The sequence below is a fragment of the Variovorax sp. E3 genome (genome assembly GCF_016082275.1).
GTDB lineage: Bacteria > Pseudomonadota > Gammaproteobacteria > Burkholderiales > Burkholderiaceae_C > Variovorax.
The window spans coordinates 1-19,389 of record NZ_MOWM01000009.1 but is presented as its reverse complement, the minus strand read 5'-3'; the positions used below and the strand labels follow the sequence as shown (position 1 = coordinate 19,389).

22 protein-coding genes are annotated in these 19,389 nt (G+C 65.0%); 11 read left to right on the top strand and 11 right to left on the bottom strand.

Annotation, left to right across the window (positions count from 1 at the left end; all coding sequences use genetic code 11):
• Positions 1–24: 24 nt before the first annotated feature.
• The 7 genes from BMG07_RS05360 to BMG07_RS05330 are packed head-to-tail and all read right to left on the bottom strand — an operon-like array spanning position 25 to position 6,127.
• Positions 25–828: a coniferyl-alcohol dehydrogenase gene (locus BMG07_RS05360; protein ID WP_198083680.1), complete on the bottom strand. Its 804-nt coding sequence runs from the start codon at positions 826–828 to the stop codon at positions 25–27.
• A gap of 21 nt (positions 829–849) precedes the next feature.
• Positions 850–2,223, bottom strand: coding sequence for an FAD-dependent oxidoreductase (locus BMG07_RS05355; protein WP_198083679.1), 1,374 nt, complete (start codon positions 2,221–2,223; stop codon positions 850–852).
• Positions 2,224–2,251: 28 nt separating this feature from the next.
• Positions 2,252–2,563 (bottom strand): ferredoxin family protein, encoded by a 312-nt coding sequence (locus BMG07_RS05350; protein ID WP_198083678.1) that lies wholly within the window; start codon positions 2,561–2,563, stop codon positions 2,252–2,254.
• Positions 2,564–2,565: 2 nt separating this feature from the next.
• Positions 2,566–2,736, bottom strand: coding sequence for a rubredoxin (locus BMG07_RS05345; protein ID WP_198083677.1), 171 nt, complete (start codon positions 2,734–2,736; stop codon positions 2,566–2,568).
• 28 nt (positions 2,737–2,764) lie between these two features.
• On the bottom strand, positions 2,765–3,703 hold the full coding sequence (locus tag BMG07_RS05340; RefSeq protein WP_198083676.1) for an alpha/beta hydrolase: 939 nt from the start codon (positions 3,701–3,703) through the stop codon (positions 2,765–2,767).
• A 3-nt stretch (positions 3,704–3,706) separates the two neighbouring features.
• The gene (locus BMG07_RS05335) at positions 3,707–4,924 is read right to left on the bottom strand and encodes a cytochrome P450 (RefSeq protein ID WP_198083675.1); all 1,218 of its coding nucleotides are present in this window, start codon (positions 4,922–4,924) and stop codon (positions 3,707–3,709) included.
• A gap of 54 nt (positions 4,925–4,978) precedes the next feature.
• Positions 4,979–6,127, bottom strand: coding sequence for an ABC transporter substrate-binding protein (locus BMG07_RS05330; protein WP_198083674.1), 1,149 nt, complete (start codon positions 6,125–6,127; stop codon positions 4,979–4,981).
• 237 nt (positions 6,128–6,364) lie between these two features.
• Between BMG07_RS05330 and BMG07_RS05325 the strand changes: the two genes are divergently transcribed.
• Together BMG07_RS05325 and BMG07_RS44685 are read left to right on the top strand one after the other, a co-directional pair.
• Positions 6,365–7,312, top strand: a complete 948-nt coding sequence (locus BMG07_RS05325; protein WP_198083673.1) for a LysR substrate-binding domain-containing protein — start codon at positions 6,365–6,367, stop codon at positions 7,310–7,312.
• Positions 7,313–7,405: 93 nt separating this feature from the next.
• On the top strand, positions 7,406–7,720 hold the full coding sequence (locus tag BMG07_RS44685) for a 3-hydroxyacyl-CoA dehydrogenase NAD-binding domain-containing protein (RefSeq protein WP_374221236.1): 315 nt from the start codon (positions 7,406–7,408) through the stop codon (positions 7,718–7,720).
• Here the strand turns inward: BMG07_RS44685 and BMG07_RS05315 are convergent.
• A complete protein-coding gene (locus BMG07_RS05315; RefSeq protein WP_198083768.1) occupies positions 7,667–7,855 on the bottom strand; it encodes a hypothetical protein in 189 nt (62 codons plus the stop codon). The genes BMG07_RS44685 and BMG07_RS05315 overlap by 54 nt on opposite strands.
• Positions 7,856–7,882: 27 nt before the next feature.
• On the opposite strand from BMG07_RS05315, the gene BMG07_RS05310 reads away from it, so the two are divergent.
• From BMG07_RS05310 to BMG07_RS05285, 6 genes are all read left to right on the top strand, one after another.
• The gene (locus BMG07_RS05310) at positions 7,883–8,668 is read left to right on the top strand and encodes an ABC transporter substrate-binding protein (protein ID WP_198083671.1); all 786 of its coding nucleotides are present in this window, start codon (positions 7,883–7,885) and stop codon (positions 8,666–8,668) included.
• Positions 8,669–8,682: 14 nt separating this feature from the next.
• Positions 8,683–9,354: an ABC transporter permease gene (locus tag BMG07_RS05305; RefSeq protein WP_198083670.1), complete on the top strand. Its 672-nt coding sequence runs from the start codon at positions 8,683–8,685 to the stop codon at positions 9,352–9,354.
• Positions 9,355–9,359: 5 nt separating this feature from the next.
• On the top strand, positions 9,360–10,052 hold the full coding sequence (locus tag BMG07_RS05300) for an ABC transporter permease (protein WP_198083669.1): 693 nt from the start codon (positions 9,360–9,362) through the stop codon (positions 10,050–10,052).
• Entirely contained in the window at positions 10,049–10,645 is a 597-nt protein-coding gene (locus tag BMG07_RS05295; RefSeq protein ID WP_269758671.1) for a hypothetical protein, read from the top strand. The genes BMG07_RS05300 and BMG07_RS05295 overlap by 4 nt, the downstream gene beginning before the upstream one ends.
• Positions 10,642–11,394, top strand: coding sequence for an amino acid ABC transporter ATP-binding protein (locus BMG07_RS05290; protein ID WP_198083668.1), 753 nt, complete (start codon positions 10,642–10,644; stop codon positions 11,392–11,394). Before BMG07_RS05295 ends, BMG07_RS05290 begins: the two co-directional genes overlap by 4 nt.
• A 143-nt stretch (positions 11,395–11,537) precedes the next feature.
• Positions 11,538–12,134: a chorismate mutase gene (locus tag BMG07_RS05285; protein ID WP_269758670.1), complete on the top strand. Its 597-nt coding sequence runs from the start codon at positions 11,538–11,540 to the stop codon at positions 12,132–12,134.
• Between the two features lie 259 nt (positions 12,135–12,393).
• Here BMG07_RS05285 and BMG07_RS05280 read toward each other — a convergent pair whose 3' ends face one another.
• Together BMG07_RS05280 and BMG07_RS05275 are read right to left on the bottom strand one after the other, a co-directional pair.
• The gene (locus tag BMG07_RS05280; protein ID WP_198083667.1) at positions 12,394–13,734 is read right to left on the bottom strand and encodes a replication initiation protein; all 1,341 of its coding nucleotides are present in this window, start codon (positions 13,732–13,734) and stop codon (positions 12,394–12,396) included.
• A gap of 207 nt (positions 13,735–13,941) precedes the next feature.
• Positions 13,942–14,193 (bottom strand): hypothetical protein, encoded by a 252-nt coding sequence (locus BMG07_RS05275; protein WP_269758669.1) that lies wholly within the window; start codon positions 14,191–14,193, stop codon positions 13,942–13,944.
• A 62-nt stretch (positions 14,194–14,255) separates the two neighbouring features.
• Between BMG07_RS05275 and BMG07_RS05270 the strand changes: the two genes are divergently transcribed.
• The 3 genes from BMG07_RS05270 to BMG07_RS05260 all read left to right on the top strand — a co-directional run bounded on the left by BMG07_RS05270 (position 14,256) and on the right by BMG07_RS05260 (position 18,385).
• Complete coding sequence (locus BMG07_RS05270; RefSeq protein WP_198083665.1) at positions 14,256–15,503, top strand: AAA family ATPase; 1,248 nt, start codon at positions 14,256–14,258, stop codon at positions 15,501–15,503.
• A gap of 563 nt (positions 15,504–16,066) precedes the next feature.
• The gene (locus tag BMG07_RS05265) at positions 16,067–17,197 is read left to right on the top strand and encodes a ParB/RepB/Spo0J family partition protein (protein ID WP_198083664.1); all 1,131 of its coding nucleotides are present in this window, start codon (positions 16,067–16,069) and stop codon (positions 17,195–17,197) included.
• Between the two features lie 516 nt (positions 17,198–17,713).
• Entirely contained in the window at positions 17,714–18,385 is a 672-nt protein-coding gene (locus BMG07_RS05260; RefSeq protein WP_198083663.1) for a hypothetical protein, read from the top strand.
• A 332-nt stretch (positions 18,386–18,717) separates the two neighbouring features.
• Here BMG07_RS05260 and BMG07_RS05255 read toward each other — a convergent pair whose 3' ends face one another.
• Complete coding sequence (locus BMG07_RS05255) at positions 18,718–19,290, bottom strand: hypothetical protein (protein ID WP_198083662.1); 573 nt, start codon at positions 19,288–19,290, stop codon at positions 18,718–18,720.
• Positions 19,291–19,389 lie beyond the last annotated feature (99 nt).

Sequence of the window (19,389 nt, the reverse complement as noted above, 5' to 3'; positions counted from 1 at the left end):
CCGTGACGCTTGCCCAGCGGGCGCTCAGACGTCGCCGAAGTTTTCCTTCGCCAGCAACACCGAGGCGCTGAAGCCGCCATCGACATTGATGTTGGCCGCGTTCCACCAGGCGGCGTAGTCGTGCTGCAGCAGGACCAGGGCCTTCGCCACGTCTTCGGCGCGGCCGGCGTCGCCGGTGCGCTCGGCGTCCTTCTTCAGCAGGGCCTCGCCGTGCGCCTGCACGAATTCGGCATGCATCGGCGTGTAGGTCAGTCCCGGGCTCAAGGCATTGATGCGGCGCCCCGTGCCGATCCATTCGAGCGCGGTCTTCATGGTCCAGATGATCAGCGCCTCCTTGGACCATGCATAGGAAATCGGGCTCTCCTGAGGATTCGCCTGGAGCCACCGCAAGCCCTCTTCAAAATTCTTCGTCTCGACCAGCGGCGTGAAACGGTCCAGATGTTGTTCCCAGCGCACCGCCGTGCTGGAGGCGACGTTGAAGACGGCCGACTTGGCCTTGAGCCTGGGCACCATCGCCAGGGTCAGGTGCCGCGTGCCGAGGAAGTTGACGCGGAACTGCATGTCCGTCGAGGCGAGCGACGACACACCCGCGACGTTGATCAGCGCGTCGTAGCCGTCACCTGCCGCCGCGACGGCGCGATCGATCAGCGCGGGATCGCTCAGATCCAGGTGATGAAAGACAGCGAGTGGCAGCGGACTGCTCAACTCGGCGCGATCGGCGCCCACGACTTCAGCGCCGGCTCGAATCAGCAGTTCGGCGGTCGCGTGACCGATTCCTGATGCCACGCCGGTGACGAAGAATTTCTTGCCGGAAAGATTTAGATCCATGTGTTTCTCACGTAGTGCAGGTCAATGAAGATCCAGCGATTGCTTGAAGCGCCGCGCGCACTTCGTGCCGGTGGACCAGTTTTTCTCGCGCTTTACCGGAGCGCGCGCCCGTTTGTTTTTCGAACGAATCCAGCCTGGACCACGCCTGGAAGTCCAGGAAGTCGACGCCGCGGTCGCGAAGCAGGTCGCAATGTCGCCGTCGGCCGCCGGCTCGCCCAGCGCACCGGCCCGAAGGTCGGCCAACAGCGTCGCCACGGTTTCCGAGCTGTCGTTTCTATTGGTGCCGATGACACCGCTCGGGCCACGCTTGATCCAACCGGTGCAATACAGGCCCGGGCGTTGCGCGCCTGTTTCGTCAACGATCCTGCCGTTCACATGGCGTACGGTCGCTGCGCGCGCGTCGAAAGGAACGTTGGCCGGTGCAACGCCCTTGTAGCCAACGCTGGCAAACACGGCGTGGCAGGGCATGAGAAGAAACTCGCCCGTGCCGCGCGATCCCTGCTGGAAGGCGGATCCGGTCAGGGCCGTACGCTCCAGCACCAACGCCGCGACTTCTTCCTCCCCCTCCAGCCTGACGGGTGCCAGGTAGAACCTGAATTCGATGCACCGCTCGTTGGGAGATGCGGCATCGGCGGGCGCCTCGGCGAACTTGCGCAGAAGCGCCACGTTCCTGCGGGCCTCGTCCCCGGCCGGACTTTCCAGCTCGAATCGGCTGGCTTCGTTGAATGCCATCTCGTCGTCGCGCACCAACGCGCTAACGCCCGCAAGTTGCTCGAACTCGGCCAGTTCCTTGTTGGTGAACTTGGCCTGAGCCGGCCCGCGCCTGCCGACCACGCACACCTTGCGCACCTTGCTGTTGCGAAGCGCTTCCAGCGCATGGCTGGCGATCTCGGTAGAAGCCAACTCGTCGACCGGCTTGAGCAGGATGCGCGCGACATCCAATGCCACGTTCCCATGGCCGACCACCACCGCGGTCTCGCCTGACAAGTCGAACCGAAGGTGACGGAAGTCGGGGTGGCCGTTGTACCAGGCGACGAAGTCCGCGGCGTTGTAGCTGCCCGGCTTGTCATCCCCGGGGATGCCGAGCCTTCTGCTGGCCTGGGCGCCGGTGGCGAGCACGACGGCGTGATACCGCCGCGTGAGGTCTTCCAGCTGGATGTCACGCCCCAACTCCACCTGGCCGAACCATCGCAGGCCCGGCTTTGCCGCGATCATGTCGAAGACCTTGGTCACCGACTTGAGCTTTTCGTGGTCGGGGGCCACTCCGTAGCGAACCAGGCCATAGGGCGCATGCAGGCGTTCGAACATATCGATGGCCACGCCGGGAACCTTCTTCTGAACGGCTTCTGCCGCGTAAAAGCCCGAAGGTCCACTGCCGATGATCGCGATGCGCATGGGGTTCACTCCTGCGTGGGAAGGCGGCTTAACTGCCATAGCCCATGGCCTGCTGGCGGCCGAGTGCGGTCGGCAGTGGTTCGAGCTTCTCGGAGATGTTTGGCAGGCCAGCGGCGCGCTCGGCGTTCACCCCTCGCCAGTGCTCGAACTCGGCCGGCAGGTCTCGCGCTTCGTAGATGGCATGGACCGGACACACCGGGATGCAGGCACCGCAATCGATGCATTCGACCGGGTTCACGTACACCATCGTGCCGTCGGTATGGAAGCAGGCCACGGGGCAGACGGTCACGCAGTCGGTGAACCGGCACCCATCGCACTTTTCTGTGACGATGACAGTCATGATCAAAACTCCACGATGTTGAAATCCGACTTCTTGTCGCCGCAGTGCGGGCACCGCCAGTCCGCCGGGATGTCCTCCCAGCGTGTTCCCGCGGCGAGCCCTTCCTCGGGCAAGCCTTCGCTCTCCTGGTACACCCAACCACAGCTCAGACAGATATAGCTCTTGAAGTCCATGTTCTTTCCAGTCAAGGGATGAGGTCGATCAGCGCAGACAGCGGCGCATGAACTGCGCTGCATTGCTCAGGGCTTCGTCTGCTTCGGGTAGCTGCCCCGCAAAGATGGGCCAGACGTGCGGCAGGTCCTTCCAGACTTCGAGTTCGACATCGACGCCGAGCTTGTCGAGCCTGTGCGCGAGAACCGCGGCATCGTCATGCCACATTTCGGTACTGCCGCAGGCGATGAAGCAGGCCGGCATGCCTCTGAGGTCCGCGCCCAAGGGTGACGCCAGCGGATGGCCCCAGCTCTGCTCTCCCATGTATTGCGCGACCCACGTATCGACGATGTTGACGTGCACGAACTCGTCGAGCTGGGCATTGGTGCGAAACGACGGCAGCGAAGAAGTCAGGTCGAGCCACGGCGAGAAAGCGACGACGCCGCGCGGCGTGGGCAGACCTGCTTGCCGCGCTCTGAGCAGCGCGCCGAAGGCCAGGTTGACGCCGCAGGAGTCGCCGCCGACGAACAGGCTGGCTGGGTCGACTCCCTCCACCTCGATGAGGTATCTGTATGCGGCCCAGGCGTCGTCCGCCGCGGCGGGAAACTTGTGTTCCGGGGCCAGGCGATAGTCAGGAACGAACACCTTGGCATTTGCAAGCCGCGCCAATGGGACTGTGAGGGTCCGCGCGGTTTGCGGGTTTCCAAGGAAATAGGCGCCGCCGTGGAGGAACAGCAGATTGCAATCGGGTTTCGTCCCCGAGATGCTGACCACCTCGGCCGATACTCCATCCATGTCCACCGAACCGAAAACGTCGCTCTCGCGCCGCACGTGCTGGCTGTAGCCCTCCCGCATCATGCCCGCGATGGCCTGCCTGCGATCCTGCACCGACACCGCGTCGGGTCGCTCGCAGCTCGCGCGAAAGCCGCGCGTGTTCTCACGCACCGCCTGCGACTGCGGGCTCGATCGTTCGATGCTCGTGTATTTCACGGCTCAGGCCCTCACTGCATCCGCTTCGATCACCACCGGCACGGAATCGAAGCCGTGCTCGTTGCCCGTTCCCCCGAGGTGGGGTTTCACGGGGCGATCGGCGTCCAGCCGGATGGAAGCCACCGTCTCGAACAAGTGCGTCATGGCCTTGGACAGCTCACGCCGCGCGAGGACGGCTCCGATGCAGGTGTGGACCCCGCGGCTGAATGACAGATGCTCACTCACGTTCGGCCGGTCGATGTTGAACTCCTCGGGGTTCTCGAAGACGTCTTCATCCATGTTGCCGCTGCCGGTGCACAGCTTCACGATGGAGCCCTTGGGAATCGTCACCCCGCGGATCGTGATGTCCTCGGCCGCGATGCGAGGGTTCGACTGCAGCACGGGCCGGTAGCGCAGCGTCTCGTCGATGAAGGCCGGGATGCGCGAGCGATCGTCCTTGAGGCGCCTGAACAGGGCCGGGTCCTGACCCAGGATGCCGATCGCGCTGCTGAGGGTGAAGGTGGTCGTTTCATGTCCGCCCGTGAACAGCATGTTCATGAAGTCGGCCACATTGCGCACGGACAACTTGCCGCCCGGTGCCGCGTTCTGCGCGAGCAGCGACCCGATGTTGTCTTCCGGATGGGCGATGTAGTCGCGCACCACACCTTCGAGGAAGGTGACAAGGTCCGCCTGGCCTTTGTGGTCTTCCGGCTTGCCTGGCAAGCCGAAGGCCTGCCCCATGGCCCTGAGCGAGCAGCCGATCCAGTAGTCGATCTGTTGCGGGTCGATCTTGATCCCGAGCATGTGATTGACCACGGCCGCCGGGAACAGTTGGCAATACGTGGCCGCGTCGCCACCCCGGCCGTCCAGCAGGTACTGGAAGGTCTCGCGGTTGATGCGGTCGATGGCCTCATCGATCAGATCGATGCCCTTCTTCGACAGATGCGACTGCACGCTGCTGCGGATCGTCGTGTGCTCGGGCGGATCCTTGAACATCAGCCAGCCGACGGTGTCCGTGACCGCGGCGGAAAACCGCTTGTGGTCCAGTGCCGCCGCCTTGATGTCGTCGTACTTCGTGATCATGTAGACGACATTGCCGTTCGGCAGGTTCACCCGGTGTACGGGGTCGTTCTCGCGGCACCAGCGATAGTGCTCGTACGGAAAAACCTGGTAAGTCGGCGTGCCGAAGTCCCAGACCAGGTCATCGTGGGCGACTTTGCGTGTATGGGCGTGGTAGGTCATTTGCGTTTCACCTTCATTGACGCACCAACGGGTGCGATGGTCTCTTTCGGGGGATCACTGCTCGGGAGGCGCCAGCAGTCCGGCGTCGTCGATGACGCCGAAGCGCTGCCACTTGCCGTTGCGGACGATCGAGAGCGGAAAATTCTTTCTGACTTCGCGCAACTTGTTGAAGCTGACTCGACCCATCACCGTCATGACTTCGGTGGTTTCCAGCGCCGCACGGATCCTGGCGGGCTCATCCGACTTCGCGTTGCGCAAGGCGGCCAGCAGGACGGTCGTTGCGGCATGCGTCGTCGCGGCCACCGCCGCCGCGGGTGTCCCGGTCGCCGCCTTGTAGCGGTTGAGGAAGTCCACGATCCCCGGATCCTGCGAACCCCAGTCGATGACGTTGGTGATCACCGTGCCTTCGGCTGCCGGGCCGGCGATGTCGATGAATGGCTGTGGACTGAGCGATTCCGCACCCATGATGTCGGCCGTCACGCCGGCGCTTCGCAGTTGCGCCACCAGCGGGCCTCCGGTGAAATAGAAACCGGTGGCATAGATGGCCTGCGGGTTGTCTGCCTTGATGGATGCGATCAGCGGCCCGAACTGGCGATCGGTCGGCGCGTATTCGTACTCCTTCACGATCTCCAACCCAAAGCGTGGCGCCGCTTCCTTGAAGCCGGCGACCAGCGCCTTGCCGAAGTCCGTCTTCACCGTGAGCAGCACAATGCGCTTCTTGTGCAGCAGTTCGCCCATCGCCTTGGCGGCGGCGCGACCCTGCACTTCGCCCACGCTGGTGACGCGGAACATGTAGTCCCCACCCCGAGTGATTTCGGGCGCCGAGGACACCGCGACCACGTAGGGCAGCCGCGCCTTCTGGAAAACCGGCGCGGCGGCGCGCGCTGGCGCGGAGTACGCAGCGGAGATCACCGCCAGCACGCCCTCGCCAATCAGGCGGTTGGCAACCTGCGCCGCCTGTTCAGGCTTGCCCTGGTCATCTTCGACCACGAGCGCAAGCTTCCTGCCGCCAATGCCGCCTTGCGCGTTGGCCTGCTCGATCGCCACCCGCGCGGCTGCGAGCGCTGCATTGCCGTCGGCCGCGGCAGGGCCGGTGAGGCCGGCATGAAAGCCGATCTTGATGGGGGCCTGCGCCCAAGCGCCTGAGGCCAGGCTGGCGACAAGCACCAAGCCGGCGGCCCAGCGCAGCGACTTATTCAACATGTTTTCGTGCTCCTTCAGAACGTTGGTCGGGCTAGCGATCTGTGTACTTTTTGAGGACTTTCTGCCATCCCCGGGAGCCGAATCATGGGCGCGCAAAGTCCCCGAGACAATTAGAAAAATAAGTGCTCGATATAACGTTTTTGTTAAAACGTAACCCCTTGAGTCCAGGCCTGTACCAGTTACTGCGATGATTCGCGTCTTGCCGCTCTCGCGGGAATGCATATCAGGAGACTCCCGATGGCCAAACTGGACTGGTACATCCGCGCCGGATTGAAGATGCGCCACCTGCAGGTCCTCGTGGCCCTCGATGACCTTCGTCATCAAGGCAAGGTAGCCACCGCCATGAACGTGACGCAGCCGGCGCTGTCCCGCACGCTGACGGATCTACAGGCGGCCATGGGCCATGCGCTGTTCGAACGAACCGGTCGCGGACTCCGGCCGACGCCCTATGGTGAATGTCTGATCCGGCACGCTCGCAAGGTCCTGCAGGATCTGTCGGAGGCAGGCGAGGAACTGCACGCGCTGGCCACGGGAACGTCCCGCAAGATCCGTGTAGGCGTGCTACCGGCCTCGGCCGGTTGGCTGCTTCCCAAGGCGCTGATGCTCTTCAAGCACGCCTCTCCCAAGTCGTCGATCATGGTTCGCGAGGCCACCATGGACATCCTGCTGGGAGAACTGCGACTGGGACACCTTGATCTCATCGTCGGCACGTTGCCGTCCCAGTTGGCCGCGACAAACCTCGAGGAAAAGGCCCTCTTCGAAGACGCGACCATGCTGGTGGCCCGCAACGGCCACCCGCTGGCACGGGGCGAGTTCAAACCGACCTGGCGCCAACTGGTGGAATGTCCGTGGGTGCTGCCGCCACATGACTCGCTGCTGCGCCAGCCCTTGCTCACGGCGTTCGAAGTGAACGGCGTCGAACCGCCCATCAGTTTCATCGAGACGCTCTCGCTGAACGTCACGCTGGCCTACCTGCAGGGCAGCGACGCGATCGCGACTTTGCCCGCGTCGCTGGTCCACAAGTATGCGGAGCTCGGCACCCTGGCCCCGCTGCGCACGGAGATGCCGCTCCTGGTTCGCCCGGTGGGACTGTTGTGGTTGCGCGGACACTCTCCCTACACCGGAGATCCCAGCTTCGCCGAGTGCCTGGAGCAGGCGGCGCAAGAACTGTTCATCGGCACTTGAGGCTCTGACATCGATCGCCAACGAAGACGGCTGTGGAGCGAACCCCTGCGGCCGCTCCGCGCTTGCGACATCCAAGACCGGGATGCTGCGGCGATGCAAAGATTGGCGAAGGAGTTCTGGGAGGAGATCGACACCGACTTGGCATCACTCGCGGAATTGCGGCTTCTCGCGGAGGGTTCTGTTCCGCAGGCTCGAGCGGCCGTCACCCTGCTGCCTCCAGGCGAAGTGCGGGACGAGTCAACAGTCGCCCTGGTGCTCGAGGTCGTCCCTGAAATCCGAGAGGCAAAGCAGCTGAGCCTGCGACGGATCTCCGAGCGATTCGCACCTGTGTTTGCCGTGGCATCCACCACGTCTTCATACCTGGTTGCAGAGCTGCCGGCCAGCCAGAGGAGGAAGAAGACTTCGTAAAAAAGCCAAGGCATGTTTTGCATGCGCTGCAATGTCCTTCGCGACGCGCGTGCTCTCGAACAGCCGCAGTTCGTAAAGGACGATGCGGTTGCACAGGATGCAAGCGTTGCGGGTCGGGCTGGGTTTCGTGAGCATTCGCCGGTTGCTTCACGAGGTCTTTCCATGAATTTCGCTCTTTCTCTTGTCGGGCGGCCACGCCCATGGCTCTGGTGGCTGCTTTGCTGCGGGATCGCCGCCAGCAGCGCGAGTGCGCAGGTCAGCTATCGCATCGCCACCGAAGGCACCTACCCGCCGTGGAGCTTCAAGGACGCGCAGGGCACCTTGCAGGGATGGGACGTCGACATCGCGAATGCGCTGTGCGAACGGATGCAGGCTCGGTGCGAGGTCATGGCCCAGGACTGGGACGGCATCATTCCTGGCCTGATGGCCCGACGCTACGACCTCATCGTCGCGAGCATGGCCATCACGGAGCAACGTCGCCAACGCGTCGATTTCTCGGACAAATACAAGGAGACGGTCTCGCGCTTCATCGCGAGAAAGGGCGCGTCCCCCGACGTGAGCCCGGCCGCACTCAAGGGCCGCACCATCGGCGTGCAGCGCGGCTCAATCCAGGCCGCCTACCTGGCCGATGCATTCCGGGCGTCGGACATCAAGTACTACGACACGCCCCAGGCGGCCGAGAACGACCTCGTGGCAGGTCGCGTCGAGTACATCCTGGGCAACATGGTGACCTACTTCGTGGGCTTCCTGCAGACCCCCCAGGCCCGCGACTTCGCCTTCGTCGGCCCCGACCTCAAAGGCGGCCTGCTGGGTGACGGCAACGGCATCGCCATGCGCAAGGGCGACGCGGCGCTGCGCGCCAAGGTCAATGCCGCGCTCGCTGCCATCCGAGCCGATGGGACCTACGACCGCATCACGGCCAAGTACTTCCCCTTCAAGCTCATGTAGGACGGCCCGCAGCCATGGCAATGCTTCACGGATTCGGCAGCCAGTTGCTGCTGGGGGCGCTCACGACCTTGCAACTCGCGGGCTGCGCGCTGGTCGTCGGCGTGCTGTTCGGCGCGGCCGGCTGCTGGCTGCAGCTGTCCGGCCTGCGGGCGCTGCGAGCCCTGGGCTATGCCTACGCGGCCGTGGTCAGGGGCGTGCCCGATCTGCTGATCGTGTTCGCCGTGTTCTTCGGCGGCTCGTTGACGCTCGCCCACCTGAGCGGGCGCTACGTCGAGGTCGACAGCTTCGTGGCCGGGATCATCGCGCTGGCTGTGTCGTTCGGCGCCTACGTGGCGGAGATCGCGCGCGGCGCGTTGCGCTCGGTGGAGCGGACACAGCGCGAAGCGGCGCGATCGCTCGGACTGACAAGGATGCAGGCGCTGCGGACCGTGATCTGGCCGCAAGCGATGCGCGCCGCGCTGGCCCCGTTCGGCAACCAGTCGATCGTGCTGCTCAAGCAGACGTCGATCGTCTCGATCGTGGGCTGCGATGAACTCATGCGCAAAGCGGCCGAGGCCACAGGCGCCACGCGCGAACCCTTCACCATGTACTTGGCCGCCGCCAGCATCTACCTCGCCCTGACGGCCGGCGCCACCGTGCTGCTGGAATGGGCGGAGCATCGCGCCTCGCGCCCCTACGCCCGCTGATCCCCATGTTCGACCTTCCTCTCGTCGGGTCCGTCATGCCCACGCTGGCCACGGGAATCTGGCTCACGCTCAGACTCTCGGCCCTGATCATCCTCGTCGGCACGGCGCTCGCGCTGCCGCTTGCGCTGTGCCGGAATGCGCGCCTTGGCGGCTTGCGCGTGCTGGCTGGCGCCTACATCATGTTCTTTCGCGGCACACCGTCGCTCGTGCAGCTCTTTCTGCTGTACTACGGCGCGGCGCAGTTCGACGTGCTGCGTCTGTCGCCCCTTTGGCCCGTGCTGCGCGATCCCTTCTGGTGCGTCGTGATCGCGCTGGGATTGAACTCCGCCTCCTACACCGGCAAGACGCTGGCGACCGCCCTGCGCGCGGTCCCCGCGTGCATGCGCGAGGCCGCTTGCATGCTGGGGCTGAGCAGCGCGCGGACCTTCTGGCTCATCGAGCTGCCGCTGGCCGTTCGCGCGGCGCTGCCGGCCTTCGGCAACGAACTCATCCTCACCTGCAAGGCCACCTCGCTCGCGAGCACCGTGACCTTGCTCGAGCTCACCGGCACCGCCCGCCTGCTCACGGCCCAGACCTATGCGCCGTACGAGGTCTTCCTGAGCGCAGGCCTCATGTACCTCGCGCTGAACACGTCCCTGATGTTCGCGATGCGGCGCCTGGAAAAACGCTTCGACCACCACCGCGCCACTCCCGCATGAACCACCTGAAATTCATCACGCTCGGCCCTTCGGGCAGCAACCACGATCACGTCACCTCTCGCTACCTCGCGTTCCACGGCCTGCACGACCGCGCGACGCTGGAATTCGTCGCGGATTTCGAGCAAGGCGCGGCCGCCGTGCTCGACGGCCGCGCGGACTTCATGGTCCAGTGCGCGGTGCATCCAGCCACGGCGGCGACGGTCGCCAAGTTCCGCCGCGGCCTCTTCGTGATCGATACGTTCATCTCGGCAAGCCAGGATCTGGCCATCGTCCAGCGCAGGGATGTCGCGCATCCCGCCGCGCTGGCCGCGATGCGCCCCACGCTCGACTACATCGACCCCGGCGAGTGGGAGCGCGTCGAGCTGGTGGCCACGGTGGCCGAGGTCACCCGCGGACTCATCGAAGGACGGTTCGGGGCCGGGCTTGCCTATGCGTCGATCGCGGCCACGCATCCCGAGTGCGTGCGCACCGTGCAGTTTCTCGGCACCGTGGACGATGCATGGATCGTCTACGGACGCGAGCGTACGGGCGCCGCCCGTCTGCTCGCGTGGCCCGAGAGTCCGGCCGCGGCGCTCTACCGGCGGGGCGCATGAACATGGACCCGCTTGAATCATCCGCCGTGGTGTCCGTGCGTGGCCTCACAAAGCACTTCGGCGCCCACGAAGTCCTCAGCCACGTCGACCTCCTGGTCCATGCAGCGCAGCGTGTGGTGGTCTGCGGTCCGTCCGGCTCAGGCAAGTCGACGCTGGCGCGCTGCATCGGCGGTCTCGAAAGCTACGGCAGTGGCAGCGTCATCGTCAACGGCATGTGCGTCTCGCCCGCGATGCGTCATGCAGATCTGGTTCGCGCCAACATCGGCATGGTGTTCCAGCAGTTCAACCTGTTCTCGCACCTGACGGTGCTGGACAACTGCACGCTGGCACAGCGTTGGGTGCGTCGCCGCTCGGTCCAGCAGTCGCGCCAACTCGCGCTGGAGCAGTTGCACAGGGTCCGCATGGCCGACAAGGCGTCGGCCTACCCCGCACAGCTGTCGGGCGGTCAGCAACAGCGCGCCGCCATCGCGCGGGCACTGTGCCTTCATCCCTCGGTCATGCTCTTCGACGAGGCCACGTCCGCACTGGACCCGGAGATGGTCCAGGAGGTGCTCGACACGATGCTGCTGCTGGCGCGCGAGGGCATGACGATGATCTGCATCACGCACGAGATGGGGTTTGCGCGCGCCGTGGCCGACAAGATCGTGTTCATGGAAGGCGGGCGCATCCTGCTCGAAGCGACACCGGGCGAATTCTTTTCTGACGACGCGGACCCTCGGATCCGACGGTTCGTTCGGCAGTCGTTCTGATGCCACCCGCACCTTGCGCCGCGGGTGCCTCGCGTCCCCGGCCTCGCCACGGTGATCGCGCGCACGTCGCGCCGCCCACGGTCCTTGGCGCCGATGCGCCACCCTTTCCAATTTTCCCCAACCCGAGACCGAAAGGAGTTTTCATGTCGTTCACGTTTTCTCGCCCATCGCTTCGTGCCGCGGGCACGGCGATGGCTTTCGCGCTTTGCATTGCCAGTGTCTGCAGCCTCGCGAAGGCCGTCCCCGCGCGGGACTTCACTGCGCTCGTGGATCTGAGCGCCAAGCGCCTGGGCATCTCGCGTGGCGTCGCGCTGACGAAATGGGACACGCGCCAACCGGTTGCCGATCCCCCGAACGATCCGCGCGAAAAGGAGGTGATCGCTGCGGCGGTGGACGAGGCGAAACGCCGCAACGTGCCGACGGAGTTGGCCGCAGCATTCTTCTCGGACCAGATCGAGGCCAGCAAGCTCATGCAGTTCGCGTTGATGGCCGAGTGGCGACGCGCCGGCACGGCACCGCCGGAACGCCGCGCCGATCTGAAGACCGAACTGCGCCCTGCCCTCGACGATCTGCGCGCCCGGTTCATCGACGAGCTGGCGGCCACCCAAACGCTGCGGGATGCCCCGGCGTGCCGCGGCGACATGGCACGCACGACGAAGGCGTACGCGCAGTCGCGCCGGCTGAGCACGCTGGAAGCCATCGCGCTCGATCGTGGGCTTGCCCGCGTCTGCGGCGACTGAGCGGTACCGACCACTTCGGAACGAGCCGTGCATCCTGGGACGGCTCGGCCTGCGTCCCGCCGCCAACGCCGCCGGCCAGCCGCACACCCGGGTGCGGCAGGATGCCGCGCCGACAGCCTTGTTCGCGAGGCTCCGAGTTTGAGAGTCAGAGAGACCGAAAGACGGATGGGACGTTGCGAGACGCGCTACCGGCGCTGCCGTCCGACGCTTGATCGATCGCGCCACGGCGGGGGCAACGCGCCTCGCGCACGAGGCCGCCCTACTCCGTCGCGATGACCAGCAGATCGCGGTCGGTCGGCTTGTCCCAATGCTCGCCGTAGACCGCCGCAGCATAGAAGCTGACCATTTCATGGCGGACCATGCCGTGCGTCCAGCCCTTGGCGGCAAGTCGCTGGATCACCGCGGGGTGCGCATTGCGGCGCTGCAGGTGCTCGCGCAATTCCTCGATCAGTTCAGCTTGCCGCGGCGCCGGCAGCGCGCCGATTTCCTGGACGATGCGCTCGATACGTCCAGTGAGCCATTTCTTTTCCCATTGGACGAGCTTCTCGGCCGGCGGCAGCGCGGCCGGCATCGCCGCTTCGCTGGCGGCCTGCCCCTTCTCCTGCGCCAGTTGCTCCTGCTCCACCGCGTGGCCGGGCAAAACGCTCTTGAGGTAGCGAAGCGGATCGCGCAGCGGCTCGGGGAACGCGCTGGCCGCGCGCTTTTCCACCGCCTCCAGACCGGTCGTCACCGCCCCTTCGCCGAACTCGTCGATCAGGCGCTCCACGCGCGCGTGGTCGATGCCCAGGCGCTGGGCACTGGCCAGGACGGCCACATCCACCGGCTCGGCTGCGCTGCGCTGCTGGGACACCAGGGTCTTGGCGGGCTTCTTGCGCACGGTGAATTGCAGGTCAGCGACAAAACGCCCCGACTTGAATTCGAGCATCTCGATCTCGATGTCGGCCAAGGCGTTGATCTCGGCGATGGCTGGACGCAGCGTGTCGCGCTTGAAGATGCGGTACTCCAGCTTCTGCAACCGCTCGTCGTCCGGGCGACCTAGCAATACCGGGCGCCACCAGCCCCACGCCTTGCGCGCCGTCTGCCCCACACCGAGATAGCGCGAGCAGATCTCGTACAGCGCGACGGCCGGGTGCGAGCCCAGCTGCGAGATGACATCCAGCGACAGCTTGGCAAAGATCTCGGGGTCGAGCAGTTCGTGACGCATGTTCACCGCATATGACCACTCCACGAAGACCTGGCCGCGCTCCTTGCTCAGCCGGGCATGCGAGAGCATGCCGCAGACATCCCAGGTCTGCCATTCGCCGCTGGTGGGCGACTGCCACTCCACGAGCGTGGACACCATCGAGCGCAGATGCGTCTTGATGATCTTCATGTCGCCCGAGTTGTAGTCCAGTCCGCGCACGATGTCGGTCAGCGCGGCGCGAAAGCTCTCCTGCTCCAGGCCCTGGCTCTGTGCGATGTGCAGCAGCACATTCCAGGTGCGTCGTCCCAGCGCCGTGATCTTGCTGTTCTGCGGCACGAGCGCGAGCGAGAACACGGGCTTGCGCAGCGGTCCTGCCGCCCGTGCCACCGCCGTGAGATCTCTCGCTCCTTGATTCATGGCCGCGACTTTAACGCACCGACGGCGACATGTGAGTCGGCGATTCACCTGTGGGTTTTCAGGTCCCACCCTGGGGTTCACTGAAAAAGCTCCGCCTACTGGGAGGCACCCGCGCCTGCGGCGGCGTCCGTGTTCACCGAAAAAGCTCCGGCACGGCGCCCTTTCGGTCGGATATTTGCCACCAAAGCGTGCGAAAACCGGTTTTTTTCAGGTCACTGTATCCACCGCCAGAGCGCCCTGCCCGTTCTCCGGATCGTCCTGAATCCACTCCATGGCGGCCTGAAGGACCTCCATTTTCAACCGAAGAACCTCCAATATATGTCGTAAGCTGTTGATTTTAAAAGACTTTTCCCTGCTAAAGAGATAAAGGGTTTCAAGGGTATGAAATCTGAAAATACCCGCCTCCGGCGCGTGGAGCTTTTTCAGGAAGAAAGCCCAATCATTTGGACGAAATCTCATCTGTTTGCGCAAAACTCGTCCAACCTGCACAATCGCACCATCAAACCACAAACGGCTTAACAATGGAAATTCGACCGCAGATCACATTGGCAGGGGTTCATCAGCAGGCAGAGGATGCCGCGGAGATGCTGGCCAGCATTCGCGCGGCCATGCTGGCGCCGATGGTTCGCAAAGCCTCTCCCACTTTCAGTGCCGACCAGGTCGCCACGATGTGCGAGGCATCGTCTCGCGGCTCCTTCGCCCACAAGATCGGCAGCCGCAAGGACATGCCCGCCGGCACCCTGGTGTCGAACGGCCGCAAACGGGTGTTCGAGCTCGCGGAGGCCAGGCAATGGGTGCGCGAGTATCGCAAGGCGGTATTGCGCCCGGAAGGTGCGGAGGCCGTGACGATCTCGATTGCGAACTTCAAGGGTGGCACCACCAAGACCACCACGGCCATGACCTTGGCCCAGGGCCTGACGCTGATGGGACACAAGGTGCTGGTCATCGACACGGATCCTCAGGCGTCGCTGACGACCCTGTTCGGCATCTTGCCCGATGTGGAGATCGGTGCCAAGGACACGATCATGTCGTTGGCCGATGGATCGCTCACGACCGTGCGTCCGCTGATCCGCAGCACCTACTGGGATGGGCTGGACCTCGTACCCGCGGCCTCCTCGCTGTTCGACGCGGAGTTCATGCTGCCTTCGCGCCAGGGCAAGGAGGGGCTGTCGGGCTTCGAGTTCTACAAGGTGCTGGACCTGGGCATCGACGACGTGCGGGCCGACTACGACGTGATCATCATCGACAGCCCCCCTGCCCTGTCTTACCTGACGATCAATGCGTTGATGGCGGCCAACGGCATCATCATGCCGTTGCCGCCCGAGACGCTGGACTTCGCCTCCTCGACCCAGTTCTGGTCGCTGTTCTCCGACCTGACCGAGAGCATGCTCGAGTCGCGCGGCCAGACCAAGAGCTTCGATTTCATCAATGTGCTTCTGTCTCGCGTGCCTCCCAAGGCCGGCCGCGGCGCGTCCACGACCGCCGACGCCGTGCGCGAATGGATCACCGCGACGTACAAGGAGAAGGTATTGCCGCTGGAGATTCCAAGAACCTCGATCGCTTCGCAGAAATCGTCGGGCTTCGGAACGGTCTATGACAGCGAGGCCAGCGACGCGAAGGACAAGACGTACAAGCGAGCGCGGGATGCGTACGATCTTTTCGTGCAGCATGTGGAAGTGTCGGTGCGCAACGCGTGGAGCCGACAGCTTCAGGCCGACGAGGGCCTGGGAGGTTTGAACCGTTCAAACCCCCAGGAGGTGGTGGCTTGAGCGCGCAAAAGGCGCCGCGACCGGGGCGAGGCCGAACCGCACATCCGGACGGGTCCTTCGCCGCTCAGATTCTTTTTTCTGAAGACGCGGGCCGGACACAGACCCTTTCTTCGCAATCTTGTCGTGTGGATCGCTGCCGACGCCGGAGGTTGCCGGCAACAGCCGGAGCAACCCAAGCAGGCCGTGCCCGTTCTCGACCACCAGTGCAGGGGTTTGAACGGTTCAAAGCCTCTGCTGGACATCGCGCCGCCGGCGTGGCGCAGGCCCGCAAGGACGTGCATTGGGACCTGTTTTCCCTGCGGTCTTTGATCAGGACGAGACCCGCCTGTCAAAAAAAGCGCCACGCACCCGAGGGTCGGTCCTTTGGCGTGATCGCCTCGGCATGGGGGTTTGAACCGTTCAAATCCCCGTTCTTCGCGCACCCCGTGCCGGGTTGGCGAGACGGAAATCCGCGCTGCTTGGCAAGGGCAGGGCGCTTGGCGTCACCGGAAAAATTCGATGCCCGCGGTCGACGGGGGCAACAACCAGCGGTGGCACACCGCGACTAGAGAGGGATCAAAGCAATGGCAAACAAGAACCTGATCAAGCGCGCTTTCAGCGTCACCGCCAACCTTCCGAGTCAACGGGTGGATGCGCTGCACCTGGCGCCGGTCGAGTCGCCCGTGGCCGCCGTCCCGGTGGAGCCGGCGAGTGCCGAGGAGGTGGGCGCACCTGCTGCGCCCACCCCCGCAGCCTCTGTGTCCGAATCGCTGCCGGTGGTCCGTCCAGTCGTCGCCCCAAGGACCAGCCCGGGGTCGATGCTGGCCTTCATGGCCGAGCAATCGGAGGTGCACAAGGAGGTCGTCGAGCTGCGCCAGCGGCTGGAAGCCTTCGATGGGGCTGAGATCACCCGGCGCCTGGATCCGCGCCATGTCGTGGCCTCGAAATGGGCCAATCGCAACGCGGCGCACTTCACGAGCGAAGCCTTCGCCAGCCTCAAAGCCGAAATCGAAAGTGCCGGTGGCAACATCCAGCCGATCAAGGTACGGGCCATCTCGGCCGCCGTGCCGGATGCGCCGCGCTTCGAACTCGTCTACGGCCATCGTCGCCATCGGGCCTGTCTCGAGCTGGGCCTGCCGGTGCTGGCATTGGTCGAGGAGGGCATGAAGGATGCGCAGCTGTTCATCGAGATGGACCGGGAGAACCGGGAGCGCGCGGATCTGTCTCCCTGGGAGCAGGGCGTCATGTACGCGCGGGCGCTCGATGAAGGCCTGTTTCCGTCGGGCAAGCAGCTCGCGGCCGCGCTTGGCGTGGACATGGGCGCGGTCTCGAAAGCCCGTTCGCTCAGCAGCCTGCCGCAGGAGGTCGTGGCCGCCTTCATGTCTCCACTGGACCTGCAGTTCCGATGGGGCAAGCCATTGACGGAAGCGTTGCAGAAGGATCCTGAAGGGGTGCTGGAGCGCGCGCGCGCGATGGCCGCTCAGGAGCCCCGGCCAGCGTCGGCCGACGTGTTCAAGATGCTCATTCAGACGCCGGGCGTCAAGCCGCGCCGTGCCGGCGCGGCGGAGTGGCTCGACGGGCAGGGCAGGCGGGTCGCGTCGATGAGCACGGATCGCAAGGGCCGGGCAACGATCCTCCTGGAAGGGCTGGACGAAACCCAGCAACGTCGCCTGGTCAAGTTGCTCGACGGCTTCCTCGGGCTCAAGGCCGCCTGACCCGCGAGCGCTGGCGCCCGCCGCGCATCCCGCGGCGGACGCGCTTCCATTTATGAAGTGTGTTTGCGCTCACTTCATATTTCCCGATAGGTGTTCTTCTCCATGAATGCGGTATGCCCGGTCCCCGGGCGTCGATGGCCCTTGGCGGGCCCGCGGATCGCAACAACGCGCTGGCGAGCCTTGGGGGTGTCGCCGACCTCGAGGCCATCGCCGGCGCCCGCCATCCACAGCCGGCGCTCGTGATCTGCGAGAAGGCACATCCCAATGTTTCACGGATTTTTTCCACTTCAGAAAAAAATGATGTGGGACAAGGAGTTAGATCGATTTTCTCGACCAAAAGCACGCAATGTTTCACGGAAAGCGCCTGTTTGCGGGCGAAAGGGCATGGACGAGGCCTGTCGCAGTGATAATTCAGTTATGGGGTAACCAAACGGAATGGAAAATTCTCTCCCAGCCGGCGATCCGGACCTCCCGAGCGTTGCGGCCTCCTTGCAGGGCTGGCCGCCGCGCTGCAGCTTGGCGGAACTGGCCCGCATCCTGACCATGCTGCACGGTCATCAAGCGCCCAGCGAGTCCTCGTTGAAGAAGTGGAGCGCGGCGGGCGCTTTCTCCGATTGTGTGGCTCCCCCGCAAGAAGCGGCCGAACGAGCACCTTCCTCCGCCACACGCGATGCGCTGCGTCGGCAGCCGCGCGGCGGGCGGCCCGGACTGCGATTGCACACCCAGCGCGCGATCGCCCGGGTCTACGCGCAATGGCCGCACCTGGGGGGCCCGGGTGCACCTGCCGCGCTGGATCTGGCCGCCGCGCGGGCCGCGGACCATCTGGAGGCGCGGCTTGGCCCCGTCCTTTCGGCGGCGGTCCTGGCCGCGACGGCCGCTGAACCCGTCACCCGCGCCGACTCCGTGGCCTTCAGCACTGAAGCGGCGTTGCAGCATGTGCTCGAGCAGATGACAGCCATGCGGGAAGAGATGGCCCGGATGCGCGGTGAACTGGCGCAATTCACTGCAATGCGGAACAACCTCATCACCAAGCTCGACAACGTGGTGAGCCGTGCGCAGGGCTCGATGGGGGGCGGTGCCAGCGCTGCGGGCGTGGATCCGCTGATCGAGGCGCGGCACAACCGCGACATGGGCGTTCTCAAATCCATGCTCGGCGAGATCCTGGCTGCGGTGACCAAGGGCGACTGAGCGACTGAATCCCGGGCGGGGGCTTCGCATGGCGCGGGCTGCGCCTGTGCATCTGCCGCCGGCAGCGGCGCTGCATGCCTAACCCGAGGGATGGCGGGAGCAATGCGCGAAGAAGGCTTCCCGTTCCGTCGACTTGTCGAACACGGCATCCGCCTGCAGCGCGGCCTGCCGTCCGCCGCGGTTCCACGGTCCCAAAGCAAGACCGGACGCCGTTCGCGCCCAGGGTGCCGATGGTCTCTGGGCCGCCAGGGTGTTTTGCGGAACGCGTGTCAGAGCTCTGGTGCGAACTGGTTGAAGGAAAAGCGATCCTGTGCAAGCCGATGCGGGCGGCGTCAGCTGGTCCCGGCTTCGCGCACCGGCCGGCCATTGACCCGCGCGGCCTCGACCACGCGGCCCTCGCCGGTCACCAACAGGTGGGCGCGGCCTTCGGCTCGTACCTTGTCGCCGATCTTCAGGCCCAGCCGCGCCAGGCCCTCGGGCCTGGTGTGGACGAAGTCGCCCGTGTCGAGCACCACGCCGTTGGCTTCGCCGTGGCGCGCGTAGTTGAAGCGCACCACCTCGCCGTCGACGCGTTCGTCGGCTTTGGCGTATTGCGGCGGCTGACCGTCGATCGAGGCCAGCCGCTCGAAGCGGTACACCGTGTGCGCCGCGTCGCCCTTGGTCTTACCCTTTGGAGAGGGGCCTTCCTCCGTGCCCTCGATCACAAGCGCCTGGCCGACCTGCAAGCCCGCGAAGGCGGACGCGGCGGCTTCATCGTGGCGCTCGAACACGAACTGCGTGGCCACGCCGTCCGTGTCGATCAGCACGCCTTCGATGCCGCCCTTGGGGCTGTAGATCAGGTGCTGGAAGCGGCCTTCGACGGACCAGACGTCGAGCGTGTCGTGGTGCTCATGGGAATGAGGCATGGAAAGTCCTTGGAGTGAGTGGTTGTGAAACGGAAAAATGCAATCGACTGATCAACCGAGCCGCAGCAGCAGCGCCGATGCCGCGCACACCAGCAGGAA